The 17,623-nt window shown below is 59.1% G+C and carries 14 protein-coding genes; 5 read left to right on the top strand and 9 right to left on the bottom strand.

Annotation, left to right across the window (positions count from 1 at the left end; all coding sequences use genetic code 11):
* Nucleotides 1-3 precede the first annotated feature (3 nt).
* Together VIN96_RS16010 and rpoH are read left to right on the top strand one after the other, a co-directional pair.
* On the top strand, nucleotides 4-993 hold the full coding sequence (locus VIN96_RS16010) for an RluA family pseudouridine synthase (protein ID WP_331897584.1): 990 nt from the start codon (nucleotides 4-6) through the stop codon (nucleotides 991-993).
* A 118-nt stretch (nucleotides 994-1,111) separates the two neighbouring features.
* On the top strand, nucleotides 1,112-2,014 hold the full coding sequence (gene rpoH / locus VIN96_RS16005; protein ID WP_331897583.1) for an RNA polymerase sigma factor RpoH: 903 nt from the start codon (nucleotides 1,112-1,114) through the stop codon (nucleotides 2,012-2,014).
* Between the two features lie 154 nt (nucleotides 2,015-2,168).
* Here the strand turns inward: rpoH and VIN96_RS16000 are convergent, their stop codons facing one another.
* The 4 genes from VIN96_RS16000 to VIN96_RS15985 all read right to left on the bottom strand — a co-directional run bounded on the left by VIN96_RS16000 (nucleotide 2,169) and on the right by VIN96_RS15985 (nucleotide 7,680).
* Nucleotides 2,169-2,699 (bottom strand): hypothetical protein, encoded by a 531-nt coding sequence (locus VIN96_RS16000; RefSeq protein WP_331897582.1) that lies wholly within the window; start codon nucleotides 2,697-2,699, stop codon nucleotides 2,169-2,171.
* A gap of 12 nt (nucleotides 2,700-2,711) precedes the next feature.
* Nucleotides 2,712-5,039: a hypothetical protein gene (locus VIN96_RS15995; protein WP_331897580.1), complete on the bottom strand. Its 2,328-nt coding sequence runs from the start codon at nucleotides 5,037-5,039 to the stop codon at nucleotides 2,712-2,714.
* A gap of 151 nt (nucleotides 5,040-5,190) precedes the next feature.
* Complete coding sequence (locus VIN96_RS15990) at nucleotides 5,191-6,483, bottom strand: adenylosuccinate synthase (RefSeq protein ID WP_331897578.1); 1,293 nt, start codon at nucleotides 6,481-6,483, stop codon at nucleotides 5,191-5,193.
* 24 nt (nucleotides 6,484-6,507) lie between these two features.
* Nucleotides 6,508-7,680, bottom strand: a complete 1,173-nt coding sequence (locus tag VIN96_RS15985; RefSeq protein WP_331897576.1) for an ATP phosphoribosyltransferase regulatory subunit — start codon at nucleotides 7,678-7,680, stop codon at nucleotides 6,508-6,510.
* A gap of 244 nt (nucleotides 7,681-7,924) precedes the next feature.
* Here VIN96_RS15985 and VIN96_RS15980 point away from each other — a divergent pair, with 244 nt between their 5' ends.
* Complete coding sequence (locus VIN96_RS15980; RefSeq protein ID WP_331897574.1) at nucleotides 7,925-8,059, top strand: hypothetical protein; 135 nt, start codon at nucleotides 7,925-7,927, stop codon at nucleotides 8,057-8,059.
* On the opposite strand, the gene VIN96_RS15975 is transcribed toward VIN96_RS15980, so the two are convergent.
* Genes VIN96_RS15975 through VIN96_RS15965 form a run of 3 tightly spaced genes read right to left on the bottom strand, consistent with a single transcriptional unit; the run spans nucleotide 8,056 to nucleotide 12,487 of the window.
* Nucleotides 8,056-9,264, bottom strand: a complete 1,209-nt coding sequence (locus VIN96_RS15975; RefSeq protein ID WP_331897572.1) for an APC family permease — start codon at nucleotides 9,262-9,264, stop codon at nucleotides 8,056-8,058. The two genes, VIN96_RS15980 and VIN96_RS15975, sit on opposite strands and share 4 nt — an antisense overlap.
* Nucleotides 9,265-9,278: 14 nt before the next feature.
* Entirely contained in the window at nucleotides 9,279-11,216 is a 1,938-nt protein-coding gene (locus VIN96_RS15970; protein ID WP_331897571.1) for a M1 family metallopeptidase, read from the bottom strand.
* Entirely contained in the window at nucleotides 11,213-12,487 is a 1,275-nt protein-coding gene (locus VIN96_RS15965) for a ChaN family lipoprotein (protein WP_331897570.1), read from the bottom strand. The genes VIN96_RS15970 and VIN96_RS15965 overlap by 4 nt, the downstream gene beginning before the upstream one ends.
* A gap of 136 nt (nucleotides 12,488-12,623) precedes the next feature.
* Between VIN96_RS15965 and ggt the strand changes: the two genes are divergently transcribed.
* A complete protein-coding gene (ggt, locus tag VIN96_RS15960; RefSeq protein WP_331897569.1) occupies nucleotides 12,624-14,174 on the top strand; it encodes a gamma-glutamyltransferase in 1,551 nt (516 codons plus the stop codon).
* A gap of 45 nt (nucleotides 14,175-14,219) precedes the next feature.
* Here ggt and VIN96_RS15955 read toward each other — a convergent pair whose 3' ends face one another.
* Complete coding sequence (locus tag VIN96_RS15955) at nucleotides 14,220-14,510, bottom strand: hypothetical protein (RefSeq protein ID WP_331897567.1); 291 nt, start codon at nucleotides 14,508-14,510, stop codon at nucleotides 14,220-14,222.
* Between the two features lie 267 nt (nucleotides 14,511-14,777).
* Between VIN96_RS15955 and VIN96_RS15950 the strand changes: the two genes are divergently transcribed.
* Entirely contained in the window at nucleotides 14,778-15,464 is a 687-nt protein-coding gene (locus VIN96_RS15950) for a Crp/Fnr family transcriptional regulator (RefSeq protein ID WP_331897565.1), read from the top strand.
* A 79-nt stretch (nucleotides 15,465-15,543) separates the two neighbouring features.
* On the opposite strand, the gene VIN96_RS15945 is transcribed toward VIN96_RS15950, so the two are convergent.
* Entirely contained in the window at nucleotides 15,544-17,613 is a 2,070-nt protein-coding gene (locus VIN96_RS15945) for a HAMP domain-containing methyl-accepting chemotaxis protein (RefSeq protein WP_331897563.1), read from the bottom strand.
* Between the last annotated feature and the right edge of the window lie 10 nt (nucleotides 17,614-17,623).

Genomic DNA, 17,623 nt, shown 5'->3' with positions numbered 1-17,623 from the left:
ACTATGAAAAAAATCACCTGCGAGACGACATACACCGTTCACGTACATGAAAACAAGGCCGGGATGCGTTTGGACAAGCTGCTGAGCGAGGAGGTCGAGGGACTTTCGCGCGCGCGCCTCAAGGGTTTGATGGAAGATGGCCACGTCTTCGTCGGCGATCTGGACGGTGCGGCGGTCATGGATGGGAAGAAAAAAGCCCGCGTCGGTGACGTCTACATCATCTGCGTGCCACCCGCCGTTGCGGCCGAGCCCGAAGCCCAGAACATCCCGCTCGACGTGGTGTACGAAGACGACGACGTCATCGTGATCGACAAGCCGCCGGGGCTGGTGGTTCATCCCGCCGCAGGCAATGCCGACGGTACCTTGGTCAACGCCTTGCTGGCGCATTGCAAGGGCAGCCTGTCGGGCATTGGCGGGGTGGCCCGGCCGGGCATCGTGCATCGTTTGGACAAGGGCACGGGCGGGTTGATGGTCGCGGCGAAGAACGATGCCGCCCACACCAGCCTCAGCGAACAATTCGCCGACCATTCCTTGGATCGGGCTTATTACGCGTTGGTGTGGGGGGTGCCCAAGCCGCTTGCCGGTGAAATCGAAGGCCACATCGGCCGTTCACCGCAAAACCGCAAGAAGATGGCCGTGGTGGAACGGGGCGGGAAATACGCATTGACGCGTTACAAAGTGCTCAAGGCCTTCGGAACGGTGGCTTCACTGGTGGAATGTCGCTTGGCGACCGGGCGTACACACCAGATTCGTGTGCACTTGACCTCCATCGGCCACCCTTTGATCGGCGACCCCTTGTATGGTGGTGGAGGGCGATCAAGGCGCAGTTTGTTGAATGATGCCGCACGCGCGCGCGTCGATGCGCTCGATCATCAGGCATTGTATGCCTTTGAACTTGGTTTTACCCATCCCAGAACGGGGCTTCGCGTACTGAACAAAAAGAAAATACCATTATTTATCAAAGAGATAATGTGTGAATTAGAAAAAGTTTGACATGCATTCAATCCCGAGTATTCTACTATGGTATTGATGAGGCGGCCACCGCTGGGTTGTATATTATGAGCCCAAAGCAGCAAGACCTCAGGCGATAGAGATTAGGGAGATTGATGCGATGAGTGCGACGAGCGATAAAGCCAATACTTTGCCGAAACTTGAAATTTCGCCGGAACAAAATCTCACGCGATATTTGCAAGAAATCCGCAAGTTTCCGATGCTGACCCTCGAGCAGGAGCAGCAGCTGTCGATCGCTTGGGCAAAACATGGTGACGAAGATGCCGCGCATCAGATGGTCACCAGCCATTTGCGTCTGGTGGCAAAAATCGCCATGGGGTATCGCGGTTACGGTTTGCCGCTCGCCGAGCTGATCTCGGAAGGCAACGTCGGCATGATGCAGGCGGTTCAACGCTTCGACCCCGATCGCGGCTTCCGCCTCGCCACTTATGCGATGTGGTGGATTCGCGCCGCCATTCAGGAATACATCTTGCACTCGTGGTCGTTGGTCAAGATGGGCACCACCGCGGCCCAGAAAAAACTGTTTTTCAACTTGCGTCGCCTCAAAGGCCAGATGCAGGCTTACGAAGATGGCGACCTCAGCCCCGAGCACGTGACCAAGATTTCCGAACGCCTGGGCGTTTCGGAAACCGAAGTGATCAACATGAACCGCCGTTTGGGTGGGCCTGACAGCTCGCTCAACGCCACCGTGCGCATGGACGGCGAAGAGCAGTGGCAAGATTGGTTGGAAGACGATCGCGACAGCCAAGAAGATCAGCTGGCCGAGTTCCAAGAACTCATTCGCCGCCGCAGTTTGCTGAAAGGCGCGATGAAGGGATTGTCGGAACGCGAGCGAACGATTCTCACCGAACGTCGCTTAAAGGACACGCCGGCCACGCTGGAAAATCTCTCCAAGTCGTTTGGCATTTCTCGTGAGCGCGTGCGCCAGATCGAAGTTCGGGCGTTTGAAAAACTGCAAAAGTCCGTCAAGAACGCCATGATCCAACAAAACATAATGGCATAAACGCAAACGACTGCACGTTGGGCTCAGATACCGGAAGGTGGTCCTCCCTCTCATATTGCGTCATCAAGACCACTGACCGAGCAAGCCGCCGTAGAGGATCTCTACGGCGGCTTGTTTTATTTGGACCGAACCGGGGGAAGGGACAAGGCTGGGTTTACATTTCCATGCCGTGTTCCATGTGGTGTTCCTTTTTTTCCATCTTTTGCACTTCGACGATGGCGGCGACTTCGGCGCCCCACTCATCGATCAAGTCCTTTTGCTCGCCACGCAGCTGCGCGACCTTGCGCTGCTGTAAGACCAATACGAAAGAGCTGATGATCGATGGCATGGTGAGAAACAGAAACCAGCCGAACGCAGCGGCAGAATACATGACCAATAGGTTGAAAAAATCGCTGATGATCACCAGTGAAGCGTTGAAGTCGTTGATTCCCGACCACAAGCCCATGATGTAGGGAAACACGCCGATGAAATTGATCGAGCCAACGCACAGCGAGTTGCTCTTCTGTTTCGAACGATCGGTGAGCAACGCTACCAGGGTCGGTAACATCCCCAGACAAAGGACAACCATTGTCGGCCCTGCGAGCACGCCGAGAAATGTCAGAATCAGCAAGAACCAGGTGAGGTTCGAACGACCTCTTTTACGGCGTTCTTCCTGATTTTCTGTTGGTTGTTTTGGCATGGCCATGGTGGTTATCCCTCACATGGTTTGCACAAAAATGATCACGGCGGTCGCGATCATCGACAAGATGATCGAGATTGTGGCGGTTACACGTTCGCCGACTTGAAGGGCGGCTTTGTTCTGGTCAACGCCCTCGCCAACGATGCTTTCGATTTCGGCCTCGGCATGGGCGAATGCGACTTGGGCTTCGTCGAATTCGGTTGTGTCCACGTGACGCCGCTCGGCATTGTCGATCAGATCGAACAGTTCCGGCAAACTGCCCTGGCGGACCAAGGCAGGAATTTCTTGTTCGATACGCCGCCGGGTGGTGCGGCTGTGATAGGTGCCAATCGCCGGTGCGAGCAAACCGCCCAGCCAGCTCGACAATCCATACAACGTCGGGATTTTCATGCGCCACTGCATCAGAGCATATAGGCTCAGCAATCCGATCAGCGACGTTTCTTCCTTTTTGTCGCTGAGCGCCTTGAGGTGGGGCGCGATGTCGTACTTGAAGTGGGTGGCGATAAATGCGGCGATGTGCTTGTCCATTGGGCGTGATCGGGTATCGACATGATCCGCCACTTGATCGAGCGCGGTGATGAAATCGTCGATGTGATCGACATACGTCGTGCGTAAGAGATCGCTTTGGCAGGGTAAGGAACGGTTGAGCTCGTAGAGACAGCGTTCCATGCCATAACCCATTTCGTTGATTTTCGCGAAGCCGCGCAGGGTTTGAAACGTGCGTTCCTGGGATGTGATGTCAGGGGTACGGGCGGACTGGGCGGCTACCCAAAAACTGATCAAGTCGCGCGCGAGAATTTCACCGGGAATTTGAAAATTGCCCTTGCGCAGGTATTCGACCGCCAACGCCGCGCCAAAACCATCTGTTAAAAAGGAAAAATTCTTGTAACGGATGGGGGCGTGTGGGTCTAAGCGGATGCACACCTTAGAAACCAAGACATCGTCCGCGCCGTCGGGTGAGCCTTCGTTGACCTTACAGTTGGCAATGACGCCGACAATCGAATCTGCAAGCGCAGTTTCGCCCAGGCTCGACGACACCCATTGGTCAAGCTTGCCGTTTTTGATGATTTTCACCGCTTCGGGCACATTCTTGGAAAAGGCGTGGGCGATGGAGCGGGTCGTCATGTGATCGCGTCCGCCAAACTTGAAGGGGGTTTTGGGCTTGGTCGCGGGGCGCCGTTGAATAGGGGTTTTCTTTTGGCCGTTGAGCCAATGGTCCAGCGCTTCCATGTTCCAGCGCTCGAACTCTTCGTCGGACAGCAGTCCGCGCAGCGGTTCGATCAACGTCATCGGGATGCGTTCATTGCCGCACATACATTGATACGAACCGAATTCGGCTTTCGCGGCCAACATTTCTTCGTCGCTTAGTCGTGCAACCGGATTGACGCCGAGCAACGCGAACACAGTCATGATGCCGAGGGCGTACATGTCGTCATAAGACATGCCGTACCCCCGACCCGACGGCATCGCATAGGCGCGGTTGAGGGGTTCGTAGATGATGGGTTGGTCGAAACCGGGTGGCGAGCTTAAGCATTCGCCGACGACCAGTTCGCGTCGTTCCTTGTCCATGAAAAACAGATGGTCGAGACGAATGGCACGATGGGCGAAATCAATCGCCTGCAGTTCAGATATCGCATGCGCCACGGGTTCAATGAGCAGTTTGGCGAGTTCGTATTCGCTGACCCTTGGCGGGCGATCGCCGAAGGTATCGAGAAAACGTCCGCCTAAAGGGCGCTCGAAGACGATGGCCACGGCGGTTTGATCGATGGGCCCCCAAAACACGGGGCCGAAATCGGCCATCGGGATCATGCCATTGATGTTTTGGGCTTTGAGTTCACGCATCAGGCTGGTGCGCACCGGCAAACCCGGTTTACAGATCAAGGCAAACAATTGGCGGCCCGATTCACGACGATCCTCGACCGCATAGGCCATCGCCTGCGGAGAATTCAAGTCGGGCAACGCCATGGACGGGTAGATGAGATAGCGCCCGTTCAGCTCAACGGGAGGGAACTGTGCCGGATCAAGCGCTGGTTGCGGGGCGTTGCGGTCGGCCTCTGGTATGCCTGTGGATTTGCCTTTGGGCTTGGAGGCCGGCGCTTTGCTTTCCGTTTTGCCTTCTGGTGCTGGGGGGCTTTCAGCACCGTTTGTGCCCTTAGCCCCGTTCGATGCGGGGGGGGCTGAGGCCGTGGTGCCGGCCTGGGTGCCGTTTGGAGGATTGGAGGGCGTGTCGGGCGGGGTATCTCGTTGGTTGTCGGACACAGAAACACTCCCCTCACCTTCTTGGGGCAGGGGCACGTCCTTTTGAGCCGCAGCCGTTTCTACGGCTTGGTCCAGGGCGTTCGCCATGTTCGCTCTCCAGCTCGAATTCTACGAGCGTGTCATTTGAGAGCTCAGATTACTCGCAAAACCCATAAAAAACAATGAGATTTGGCGCTAAACCCCGCACGTCTGGTTAACGCGCGGAGTTGTGAGGCTGCGATGGGCAGGGAAGAACCAATCAGTCGGCGAACGGATCGCGTACCAAGATGGTGTCGTCGCGTTCGGGGCTGGTGGACAACAGGGCCACCGGCGCTTCGATCAGTTCTTCGATGCGCCGTACGTATTTGACTGCGGTAGCCGGCAAATCGGCCCACGAGCGCGCGCCGAAGGTGCTTTCCGCCCAGCCTTCCATGGTTTCATAGATAGGCTCGACGTTTTCTTGGTCCTTGGTCGATGCGGGCAGGTAGTCGAGTTGTTTGCCATCAAGCTTATAGCCGACGCATACTTTCAACTCATCCATGCCGTCAAGAACGTCCAGCTTGGTCAGGGCGATGCCACTGATGCCGTTGACTTTTACGGCTTGGCGCACCAGCACCGCGTCGAAATAGCCGCAGCGGCGCGGACGTCCGGTGGTGGTGCCGAATTCATGGCCGCGCTTGCCGAGCCCGGCGCCGACCTCGTCGAACAGTTCGGTCGGGAACGGGCCTGCGCCGACGCGCGTGGTGTAGGCCTTGGTGATGCCCAGAACGTAATCGATGGCATTCGCCCCCATGCCGGAACCGGCCGCGGCTTGGCTGGCGACGACGTTCGAGGATGTCACAAACGGATATGTGCCGTGGTCGATATCCAACAACGTGCCTTGCGCGCCTTCGAACAAGATCCGCTTGCCCGATTTCTTGGCTTCGTCGAGAACCTTCCAGGTGGTGGCGACGAACGGCAGAATTTTCGGCGCCAGCTCCATCAACGACGATACGATCTCCGCGCCGTTCAATTCCGGTTGACCGAGGCCGCGCAGCAGGGCGTTGTGGTGAAACAGCATTTTTTCGACCTTAGCGGCGATCAGTTCAGCGTCGGCCAGATCCCCGGCGCGGATTGCGCGGCGGGCGACCTTGTCTTCATAAGCCGGGCCGATGCCGCGACCGGTGGTACCGAGCTTGGCCTTGCCCAAAGCCGCTTCGCGAGCCTGGTCGAGGTTGGCGTGTAGTGGCAAAATCAGCGGCGCGTTTTCCGCGACCTTGAGATTTTCCGGGCTGATTTCGACCCCTTGCTCGCGCAAATTGTCGATTTCATGCAAGAGGTTCCAGGGATCGAGGACCACGCCGTTACCGATCACGGACAGGGTGCCTTTGCGCACGATGCCCGACGGCAGGATGTGCAGCTTGTACGTGACGCCGTCGATGACCAGCGTGTGTCCCGCGTTGTGGCCACCCTGAAAACGCACCACCACGTTGGCGCGTTCAGACAACCAATCGACAATCTTGCCTTTGCCTTCATCGCCCCATTGCGAGCCGACGACCACTACGTTGGCCATGTTGTGTCCCTCATTCCCTGTATATCAGTTTAGTTCACGCACCGTGCCATTTTCCAACAGGTGCGTACAGTTGAGACGTCGGGCTTCGGCCTCGACATCGCTTGATGTGGTGCACGATGCGTCCAGCGCGGCGATGGTGCACCAGCCCTCGGCACGCAGCTTACGCGCGGTATCCGCAGGCGTGCCCATGGGCAGAAAAACGCGGGTTCGACCTTCGGATTTTGGCAGAACTTCCAGCACGGTGTCCATGAACAAGGTAAAGCCTGTGGCGTTTTCCAATTCGCCAACGCCGCCGGCTTCATAACGTCCGCCGCGTCCCAGTTCGCCTTTGACGGCGCGTGCGAACAGCGCGAAGGTCACGCCGCTGTGATACTCGAACCCCCGGTTTTCCACCGGATCGATGGTCAACTGAATGCGCGGGTTGGCGCTGAGGATGCCACTGATGACGGCGGCCAAGTGCGCGCGCAATGCAGCCGCGTCGCTGTCGAGGTCGATGGCGTTGAGCTTTTTCAGCGCCACACCGGCCGGGCCGACTGCGTTCAACATGGCCAGCAGCGCCGCCGTGGGGCGTTCGCCCATCACCTCGCCCAGTGCGGCAACGCCGGCGCTGTCCTTGCGGTTTAGTGCGGTGCGCAGGTCATTGGCTTGATCGTTGGTAAAAACACAATCTTGAACCACCAAAGCAGCCAAGGTGGGCAGGCCGAGGTCGACGCTGAGGTTTTGGGTGCCAATAGATTCCAGCGCTTCGACCGCCATCAACACCACCTCGACGTCGGCGGCGGGACCGGACGCGCCGATCAGTTCCGCGCCGACTTGGCCGAATTGGCGTTCGGGACGCAGTTGCGAACCTTTGACGCGGACAACTTGGCCTGAATACGCCAGGCGCAGCGGGCGCGGGGAATGGCTCAACCGCGAACCCGCGATGCGCGCCACTTGCAGCGTCATGTCGGGGCGCAGCGCCAGCATGCGCTGGCTGATCGGGTCTTGAACGCGGAACGTTTGCTCGGCCATGGCCAAGCCGGGGCCGTAAAGCAAATTTTCTTCGAATTCCATCAGCGGCGGTTTCACAAGGCCGTATCCCCAGGCGTCGAAATGGGACACCAAGCGCGCCGCAGCGGTGGCTTCGCGGGCGGCTTCGGGCGGCAGGCCGTCCTGCATGCCTGCGGGCAGCAGGGCCTTGTCGGTAATATCGCTCATGAAACTCAGGTGCTTTTAATCACGTGTTAAAGGTCCGGCAATCGCATTTGATCCGATTTCACCGAACCGACCGTTCGCTTAGTAGCCGAAAACGCTCATATGAGCAAGAGCGGCCCAGAAATCGTCCCAGTAAACGTCCCAGTAACCGAACGTTAACCACGCGAAGGCTATGAATTGAGATGACGCATGGTGACCCGTCTTCCAAAGGCGCGTCATGACGTGAGTTTGATTAAGGATACAGCCCATGAACATCAATACCGCCACCGCAGATTTGAAATCACCGACCAAATTCCAAGACGCCGTGACCTTGGGGCTGTACGCGGTTGGCATTGGCGCAGGCGCCGTGGTCGGCCTGATGGGGCTGCTTTTGGCGGCCTAAGCCAACACTTCCGCTCCTAACAATAAAATTGAGCTGAATGCACCCGCCACTGGGGCCCAGTTGGGTACGCGGAAGGCCAGATGTGGCGCCGGATCGACCTGTTTGAGGCGGATCAGCGCTAAATTCACCACCAAAAATACCAACAGCAACATCGCGCTGGTGGCCTTGGCGAGCACTTGGAACTCGACGAAGGATGTCAGCGCAAAGACGATCGCCCCGACCGCCAAGGTCGCCTTAAGTGGTGTGCGCCGTCCGGCATGCACGTCGGACAAAAGCTTCGGTAGCCACCCGCGCCGGGCCATGCCATAGGCGACCCGCGCCATCAGGACGATTTCGATCAGCACCCCGTTGAGCGTCGCGATCAGCGCCACGGGTGCGAAAAACGCCATGGTGGATTTTTCGCAATCGACCACCAGACACAACGGCGCGTCGGATTGGGCGAGAAGGTCGGGCGCGACGCTGAGCACCGCGATCAAGATCACCAGCATATAGAGCACCGCCGAAATGATGATTGACAGCACCACGGCGCGCGGCAGAGTGCGGCCGACATCCTGGGTTTCTTCGGCCATGTTGACGATGTTTTCAAACCCGGCGAAAGCGAAGAAGGCCAAAAATGCCCCGCCCATGACCCCGCCCCAGCCGTTTAGGTCGGCGGGCCAAATGTCGGGCAGGCGCACACCCAAATCGGCAAGCGCCGGGCCGCCGATGACGATCACCGCCAACAATCCCCCCACTTCGATCACCGTCATGGCCCCGGCGGCATAGACGCTTTCCTTGACGCCCCAGCACGCCAGCACGGTGAACAGCACGATGACGCCGCCGCTGGCAATGGGCAGGGGGATGTCGATCATGGTCAACAGATAGCCCGCACCGCCGCGCGCCACGCTGGCGGCGGCGACCATGGCCACTGCCAAGGTCAGAAAACCGGCGATCCGTCCCATCCAGTGGCTTTTGAAGCCTTCGCGGGCATAGGCTGCCGCCCCGGCGGCTTCGGGCAGGCGCTGGCCCAGTTCGGCATAGCTCAACCCCGTGAACGCGGCCAGCACGCCCGCCAACAAAAACGCAAGCGGTGCGCTCATGCCGGAACGGTCCGCCACCGCGCCGACCAAGACGTAAATGCCCGCGCCGATGATGGTGCCGAGGCCGTAAAGCGTCAGGCTGAGCAGACCCAGCGCGCGTTTGAGTTCGGGTTGTGTCGCGTCCATCACGCGAGGGTGGGTCAGTCGAAGCGGACTGTCAATCGTCCCGGTGTGGGGGGTGCTGAAGTGTCCACGGACCATGTGCCCTTGTCGATGGTTTGGGCGTTTTCCATCACCACATAGCTGCGCCTTTTATAGTGCGGCAAAACCCGCGCCAGTCCGTTCAGGCTCGCGACGTCTTCGGCCTCGATGACCAAGATGGTGCGTCCGTCGGCCGTGCGCGCGGTCCAGGCGCGGGCATCGCCCCGATCCTTGATGGGGTCGGGTGCGGGCGGCAAGCCGTTTGACGCGAGGTATTGGCGAACCGCCGGTTGCGCGCCAACGATGATCGACGTTGTGGCCGATGGCGACATATGTGCGGGGGACTGGAGCAATTGACGCCCCAAAGCGTAAGCGGCGTCACGCATCTCAGGACTGCCGAACGCCATCAGATCGGTCGCTGGGTTAAGTGTCACATCGCGCACAATTGGCGGTGTTTCACTGGGGCTCAAGCGCCGGAATACATCGCTTTCGGGATCCACGCGCAAGGCTTTCACCGGGGCGTGGGCGGCAAGCGTATAGCTCTGGGTTGGGGTGTTGAGGGTCACGTCGTGACGCTCAGGGCCGCGCTGCGTTTCAAGGTTGATGGGTAAGGTCAGGGCAAAAGACGGGCCATCTTGGGTCTGGTTGAGGGTGAAGTGTACCGTGTTGCCGTCGGCCGTGGCGTTTGTGAGCGTCACGGCCGGCGCACCGGGGCGCGAGACCCAGGTTTTAAAAAACGCCGCGAGGTCTTGGCCGCTTTCGGCTTCGAACGCCGCTTGGATGTCAGGCCAACCGGCTGTTTTCCAGACATTGTCGTGGGCGAAACGACGGATGGCTTTGTCGAAGGTGTCTGCGCCCAATTGGATTTTGAGCATATGGAATACGAACGCGGTCTTGCCGTAACCGACCACTTGGGACGCGTCGTGAGTCTTGGAACGGAACGCGCTCAGCGGGTGGTCGCGTTCCGGCGGCAAGGCGGCGTAATTGCGCAGCCACTCCAGGCGCTTTTCCTGGCCGCCGCCGGGTTTGCGCAGTTCGGCGATGGCATGATCGGCCTGATAGGTGGTGAGGCCTTCTGCCCAATTGCCGGTGGCGTAATCGACCTCCACCGCATTGCCCCACCAGTTGTGCAATATTTCGTGCGGCAACGAGGTGTCGCGGATGAACGGCAAAGCCAGCACCCGCCGTCCCATATAAGTCATGCCGGGCAAACCCCAGCCCACCGGTGCAGGGCCGGAGACGATGGAAAAGCCGGGATACGGATAGGGGCCGATTTTTTCGACGTAATGGGTGATGTAGCGCGCCGTGTCCTCAAGATAGCCGTCGGCCAGCGACGCCAATTCGGCGTGGAAGTACGTGCGCAGGCGGATATCGCCGAGCATCTTTTGCGCGATCTCGAACGGCCCGGTGATTAGCACCGGCAGGGTGCTGGGCACTAGATTTTCGAACTGGGCGGTGTAGGCCTCAGCCGTATGCGTTTCCGACAGCAGTCGTCCCGGCACGATGAATTTTTGATTCGGCGGCGTTTGCCCTTCGATGGTCCAGGTCGCCAGCGCGCCTGTGGGTTGGGCCAGCCACGTGGCCTCGACAAAACCGCCTTCGGGCGCGAGCAGAGGCGCCCCCCGGCCTTGGTAGTTGAGGCGGACCTCAAAAGGACCGGAGCCGGTTAAGCTGAAGCTCAGTTCGTCGTCGTCGCGGTGAACGGGCACGCTTTGGCCGTTGACGATGATGTCGTCGACGTGGAACGCGGGCGATAGCGTAAAGGTGACGTCGCCCCCCTCTAGGAGGGATATGGTGTCTTCGATTTCAAGGTGTGCGCGCTGCGGGTCGATCTTCACCGTGGCGGTGTGATGGATAACATCCTGGGCCGCAAACGTCGGTGCGACGAAGGTGAGGACAGCAAAAGCGAACGTCAGCAGACCGCCAAGCCGCATCATTGATCACCGTGACGGGGGGCGGGGGTGATACGGGGAAAACGGGCGATGATCTCAAGGCTATCTTGACCGCGGCGGATGTTCATCGGTAACCAGGTGCCGGGGTTCATGGATTTGATGATCGCGACCAGATCGCCGCTTTTGCTCACCTTGACGCCCGCAGCCGATACGATGAGATCGTCCTTTTGCAGGCCCGCCGCTTCGCCGATCGAGCCTGAAACCACTTTGTCGATGCGAACGCCTTGGTCGGTGCCTTCGATCAGTACGCCCAGCTTAGGCTTTTCGGGTTCCATCATATCCGCCGTGTGTTCGATGCCGAACACTACGTCTGCGGCAGGGGTGCCGTCTGGTGCGCGCAGTTCGTCGCATTTGCGCAGTTGATCCCACGGGGTGAGCACCGCGACATCTTGGCGGCCCAAGGCCTTGAGCTGCTCCGGCACGCCGTAAAAATGATCCATGTGGCCGCGTCCGATGATGGCGACCATGCGCGGGTCGCGGCCTTCGGCTTGGGCGTCTTTGAGCGCCGTGTCGGCGGCTTCGGCCATGGCGCGGTCCCAGGTCAGCTGCACGTCGACGAAGTTGGAAAACATCGGGTCTTCCAAGCCGGGGCCTTTGGGCGCACCGTTTTCCTTGCCATTGTCGTTGTCGTGACGACCGTAGACGCTGCTCAGCATTGCCAAATAACCGGGCGTGGCGGGCACCGGGTCGCCGACGCCGCGTTTGTGTTCTTGGGGCACGTTTTTCCAGCCCTTGGCGGAAATTTCGCGGATCAAGGAACGGTCCACGTTCAACGCCACCATCGGCACGCGGTTCAAGCGTGCGAAATGAAACAACGGCATATATTGCGCGGCATCGAATTTCCACACCGTTTCCCAGTCGCTTTCCTTGAGGAACTGTTTTTCGCTGAGCTCGCCGGCAACCCAGCGATCCAGCGCGCTTTGCACCCGGCGGGGAAAAGCCTCGAAGCCCAAGATCATGTCGGGACGCTGGGCATACAGTTGGGCGATGGTTTGAAGTTGCCAACGGTGGTGGTCGGCGATGACATGGGTTTCACCCAACAGCACGACGTCTTTGTCGCGCAAGCGTTCGATCACGTGGTCTGCCGACAGTGTCTTTTGCGCGGCGGGATCGAACCATGTTCCAGCCGCCACGCATGAAGTGCCGCGGCGTTCCTGGTCAGCAGTCTTATCTGCGGGGGGGACGGGGGTGGCATGGGCGACGCAGCCGCTCAGCAGCAGGGTCGCGATGGCGATGGGCAGCATTTTTTGCATCATGGGGGCTAGTTTAACCAATAAATTATGTCCGAAATAGGATTGAGCCGGGGGATCGGTTATAGACATGAGTATTGCCCGCCCGCACGTCAATGGATAGGCTCCGGCGCACATCAACACCTGAGGGGGAACGATCGGTTTGGCAAAATACGGCGCCGTTGCGGCCGGAGACGGGGAAACCGCCCGGGTCGCTGCGGAAATTTTGAAATCCGGCGGCAACGCCTTCGACGCCGCGCTGGCGGCGCTATTTGCATCGAGTGTGGCCGAACCGGTGTTGTCGAGCCTTGGCGGCGGGGGCTTTTTGCTGGCCGCGCCCGAAACCGGCAAGCCGCTGCTTTACGATTTTTTCGCTCACACCCCCAGGCGCAAAAGCACCGAAGTCGATTTTCACCCGGTGGTGGCCGATTTCGGCGCGACCACCCAGGAATTTCACATCGGCATGGGATCCATCGCCACGCCCGGCGCGGTGCGCGGCGCGTTCGAGATCCATCGCGATTTAGGCCGCATGCCGATCAAGGACATCATCCAACCCGCCATCGAATTGGCACGGCGCGGCTTCAAGCTGTCGCCGCTACAAGCCTATATTTTCGAAGTTGTCGGACCGATTTACATGGCGACGCCCGAGTGCCGCGCCCAATACGCCAGTCCCGCAAATCCCGACAGGCTGATCGGCGCGGGCGAACACATGGCGGTGGTGGCCAAGGCCGATTTCTTGGAAGCCTTGGCCCACGAAGGCGACGATTTGTTTTATCGCGGCGAGGTCGCGGCCAGCGTTGCGCGCGATTGCGAAGATCGGGGCGGCCATTTGCAACGCGCCGATTTCGAGCGCTACGAGGTGATTAAGCGCAGCCCCCTGGTGGTGGAATTCGAAGGCGCGCGCATTCTGACCAATCCGCCGCCCTCGGTGGGCGGCATCCTGATCGCCTTCGCCCTCAAATTGATCGCAGGCACCGGACTGGGCAAATTGGGCTATGGATCGTTCGCGCATTTGGATCGCTTGGCCCAGGTGATGGCGTTGAGCAATCAGGCGCGGGTCGAAAGCGGCTTGAACCTGCATCCCGAAAGTGGCGCGGAAATGTTGCTCGACCCCGACTTCCTGGCGCGCTATCGCGCCGAGGTTCTGGGGCAGCCTGCGTCACATCGTGGCACCACCCATGTCAGCGTTATCGACCGCGCCGGCAATGCCGCATCCATGACCCTTTCCAACGGCGAAGGCTCGGCCTATATCGCGCCGAACACCGGGGTGGTGTTCAACAACATGCTGGGCGAGGAAGACATCAACCCCAAGGGCTTCCACCAGTGGCCAGAGGACAAGCGCCTATCGTCGATGATGGCGCCAAGCTTGATCCAGCATCCGGACGGCTTGTTGGTGGCGCTGGGCTCGGGCGGATCGAACCGTATCCGCACCGCGATCTTGCAGGTGATCTTGGCCATCTTGGAATTCGGCGTGCATGTGCAAGATGCCGTGGAACTGCCGCGCATCCATTTCGAACGCGACGTGCTGAACGTCGAGGCGGGGTTTGGCGAAGGCGTAGGTGAGCAACTGAGAGATGCCTACGCACAATGCAAATTGTGGGAGGCGCAGAACCTGTTTTTCGGCGGCGTCCATGCCGTTGAATACGATAGCGCTAAGAAGGCGATATGCGGCGGCGGCGACCCGCGCCGCGGTGGTGTGGCGTTGGCGGTCTAAGGCCTGAAAGCTCGCGCCAACGGACTTGGCAAGCGGGTTGGGCGCTTAATCGTCTTCCATCAGTCGTTTGCGAAGCTCTAGATAACGAATGGTCGCGTCCGCCTGTCCCATGCATTCGGACAGCTTTGCGCACGGTACGCCGTCGTCGCACGCGTCGCGATCCTTTAGGGTCGCCAGACCATGCGCCGAACAAATCGACTTTGCGAATGTACCTCTAAGTGACCGCGCTTCTACGCGGGGAGCAGTGTGGTGCGGATTTTCTGCGAATCCGCTTTTTTTTCCCTCGGCGATCTTCTGATCCCCTTGAGGCACGGCCAGTTGGGCCGTTTTTGCCATGATTCTAATCCTCCTGAGCGACGGATTCGGATTCTCCCCTCCGACGCAGTTGCGAATCATTTTCACCCGAATCCCAGGTTTTCTGCGAAAAACCGGTATCGGGTGGATGAAAGAGAGCATTTAAAACGTTCTCTCTAATGAAGAGTGTTGTGAATAAAGCTCAAAAATTGGTTAACTGTTTTAGGGGATACTGTCATGCCAGATGGAATGACGAGAACGGCGGCCCAAATTCAAGACCGAAACCAGGACGCCGTCAGGAGGGGAAGCGTGACCGATACGCTCAGAGATATTCGTTTGCTGTCCGAACTCGACGACGATGAAATCGCCGTCGTCGAGAAGAACTGTCGTTGGCGCACCTACGGCGCCGGTGAGCAGGTCATCGATCAGCATTCCGACACCCGCGATATTTTTCTGGTTGCTGCCGGGCGCGTGCGGGTGGTGAACTATTCCCTATCCGGACGCGAGATCACCTTCGACGATCTCGAGCCAGGTAGCCATTTCGGCGAACTTGCGGCCATCGACGGTCTGCCGCGTTCAGCCAGCGTGATGGCGTTGGAAGAAGCGCGGATCGCCTCGCTACCGTCCGACCAATTCCATCAAATGGTTTTGGATCATCCCGCCATCGCCTTGAAACTGATGAAGCATCTTGCACATCTGGTGCGCACATCGACCATGCGCATCATGGACCTGTCGACGCTGGGGGCGAACAACCGCATCCATGCCGACCTGCTGCGTTTGGCGCGCAAAGTCACCGAAGACGACATGACGGCGGTGATCAAGCCGATCCCGATTCATTCCGACGTCGCGTCGCGCGTCAGCACCACCCGTGAAACGGTGGCGCGAGTGATGAACGACTTGGCGCGCAAAGGCATCGTCGAACGACAAAAGGACGCGCTGGTGGTCAAGGATCTTGAGCGCCTCGAAGACATGGTCGAGGACGTGCGGGGCGAATAGACGCGCCGCTAACCAAGGTGAAGTCGAGACGAAAAAAAAGCCGGGCGGCGTGCCCGGCTTTTTTGATTTCGATAACTGCTTAAGCCAAGTCTTGCGGCTTAGGCCGAATGGCGACGAGGAAATTGGCGACCTCGTCGCTCAAGCTGGCCGATTGCTGGCTCAGTTCGTGGGCCGCGGTGCGGATGTCGGTGGCGGCGACGCCGGTGTCTTCCGCCGCGCGGTTGACTTCGCGGATCGATGTCGTGACTTCCGTGGTGCCGCTGGCGGCGTGTTCGACGTTGCGGGCGATTTCCTGGGTCGCCGCGCCTTGTTCTTCAACCGCAGAGGCGATGGTTGAGGCGATTTCGCTGATGCGGTTAATGGTGCCACCAATGCTTTTGATGGCGCCGACCGCCTCTTCCGTCGCGCCTTGGATGGCGTCGATCTGGGTTGAGATTTCTTCGGTCGCCTTGGCGGTCTGGTTGGCGAGATTTTTCACCTCGCCCGCCACAACGGCAAAGCCTTTGCCGGCTTCGCCCGCGCGAGCGGCTTCGATGGTTGCGTTCAGCGCCAAAAGGTTGGTTTGATCCGCGATGTCGGTGATCAGCGCCACCACTTCACCGATGCGGTTGGCGGCATCGGCCAAGCCTTGAACTTTCTCGTTGGTGCTGTCGATTTCACTGACGGCTTCGTTGGCGATCATGGTCGATTGAGCAACCTGGCGAGAAATTTCGGAAATTGCGGCGGACAGTTCTTCTGCTGCCGATGCGACGGTTTGTACGTTGGCGGACGCCTGCTCAGCAGCATTGGTGACGGCTTGGGAACGGTCGGACGTTTGTTCCGCCGTCGAGGCAAGACCTTCCGACGAACTTTCCATAGCGCTCGCGGCAGTGCTGACGGCTTTAACCACCGTGCCGACGCTGCTTTCAAACGCGTCGGCCAATTCTTGCATGGCTTTGGCTTTGTCGCGCACCGCGCGGCGCTCGGTTTCAGCGTGTTCGCCTTCCAGGCGTTTGACCTCGATGGCATTGTCCTTGAACACTTGCACGGCCGAGGCCATGAGGCCGATTTCATCTTCACGACCGGAAGCGGGAATGTCGGCGTCGAGATCGCCGTCGGCCAAGCGGCCCATGGCCTCAGTCATGGCGTGAACGGGCTTGGTCAAAAGCGTGTTCAAGACCAAAAACAGCACGCCAACGGTGGCGATGAAGAAACCGATCTTGGACGCGACAGACATGGTCGACGCGCTTGACTGGGCCTCTTCTACCCGGGTTTTACCTTGGGTGACCTCGGTGTTGACGGCGTCCGTCTGTTGCTTGACGGTGAAGGAGTTGTCGGCATTGGCGCGCTGCAATTTCTTGCGCTCGCTATCTTGCAGGCTTTCCATTTCCGCCAGCTTTTCGGCGGCTGATTTTTCCAGCGCGATCAATGCGGCGCGCGAAACGGCGACTTCCAAAACACCGCGCGGACGAGTGGTTTCGCCGTGACAGCCCTGGCAGTTTTCTTCGTTCTCCAGGAGATAATAAGCGTATTCGACCGGTTCCATTTGGCCGTCGTCGTTTTCGACTTCGCCGGTGGTGATCAATCCGCTTTTATAGCTTTGTACAACCTCGCTCATGGTATCGAAGCGCGCGTCTTCGATAAAGATCGGTTCTTGTTCCTTGCGCGGGGCGAAGGCTTCGTCGCCGGCAAGCGCGTTGACCTCGTTGATGGTTTTGTTGTCGCGGAACGCCAGTTCGCCGGTGATGCGCCACAGGTTGATGGCGTAGATATCGGGATTCTCCAACAGCGTGTCCATCATGTCCTGGGCGGAAGCGGCTTCGCCCATCATCATGGCATTTTTGATCAGCGTCAGGCTCGATGTCGCGATGCCGTTGCGCGTGCCTTCTAGGAACTTGCGGGTCTCTTCCGTATGCAGGGTGTTCTCTGCGATCGCCTTGGCGTGCTCAGCCTCGAGGTTTTTCTCGGCCGTGGTCAAGTTTTCGCCAAGCAGCGTGTTGATCAGACGATCCTTCTCGACGATGGCGCCCTGCATGCGATGCGTGAGTGCCTCGGTTTCGGAATTGAGGGTCGAATTAATGCTGGAGGCGATGATGAAATCGGCTGCCGAACTGATGGTGATCAGAACAACGGCAGCGGCGATGATTTTCGCACTGAGAGACTTGAGCAAGGCTTACTCC

The organism is Magnetovibrio sp. (genome assembly GCF_036568125.1).
In the GTDB taxonomy this organism is placed as follows: Bacteria; Pseudomonadota; Alphaproteobacteria; order Rhodospirillales; family Magnetovibrionaceae; genus Magnetovibrio.
The sequence above is the reverse complement of the archived record's forward strand: the minus strand, read 5'-3'. Positions and strand labels throughout refer to the sequence as shown.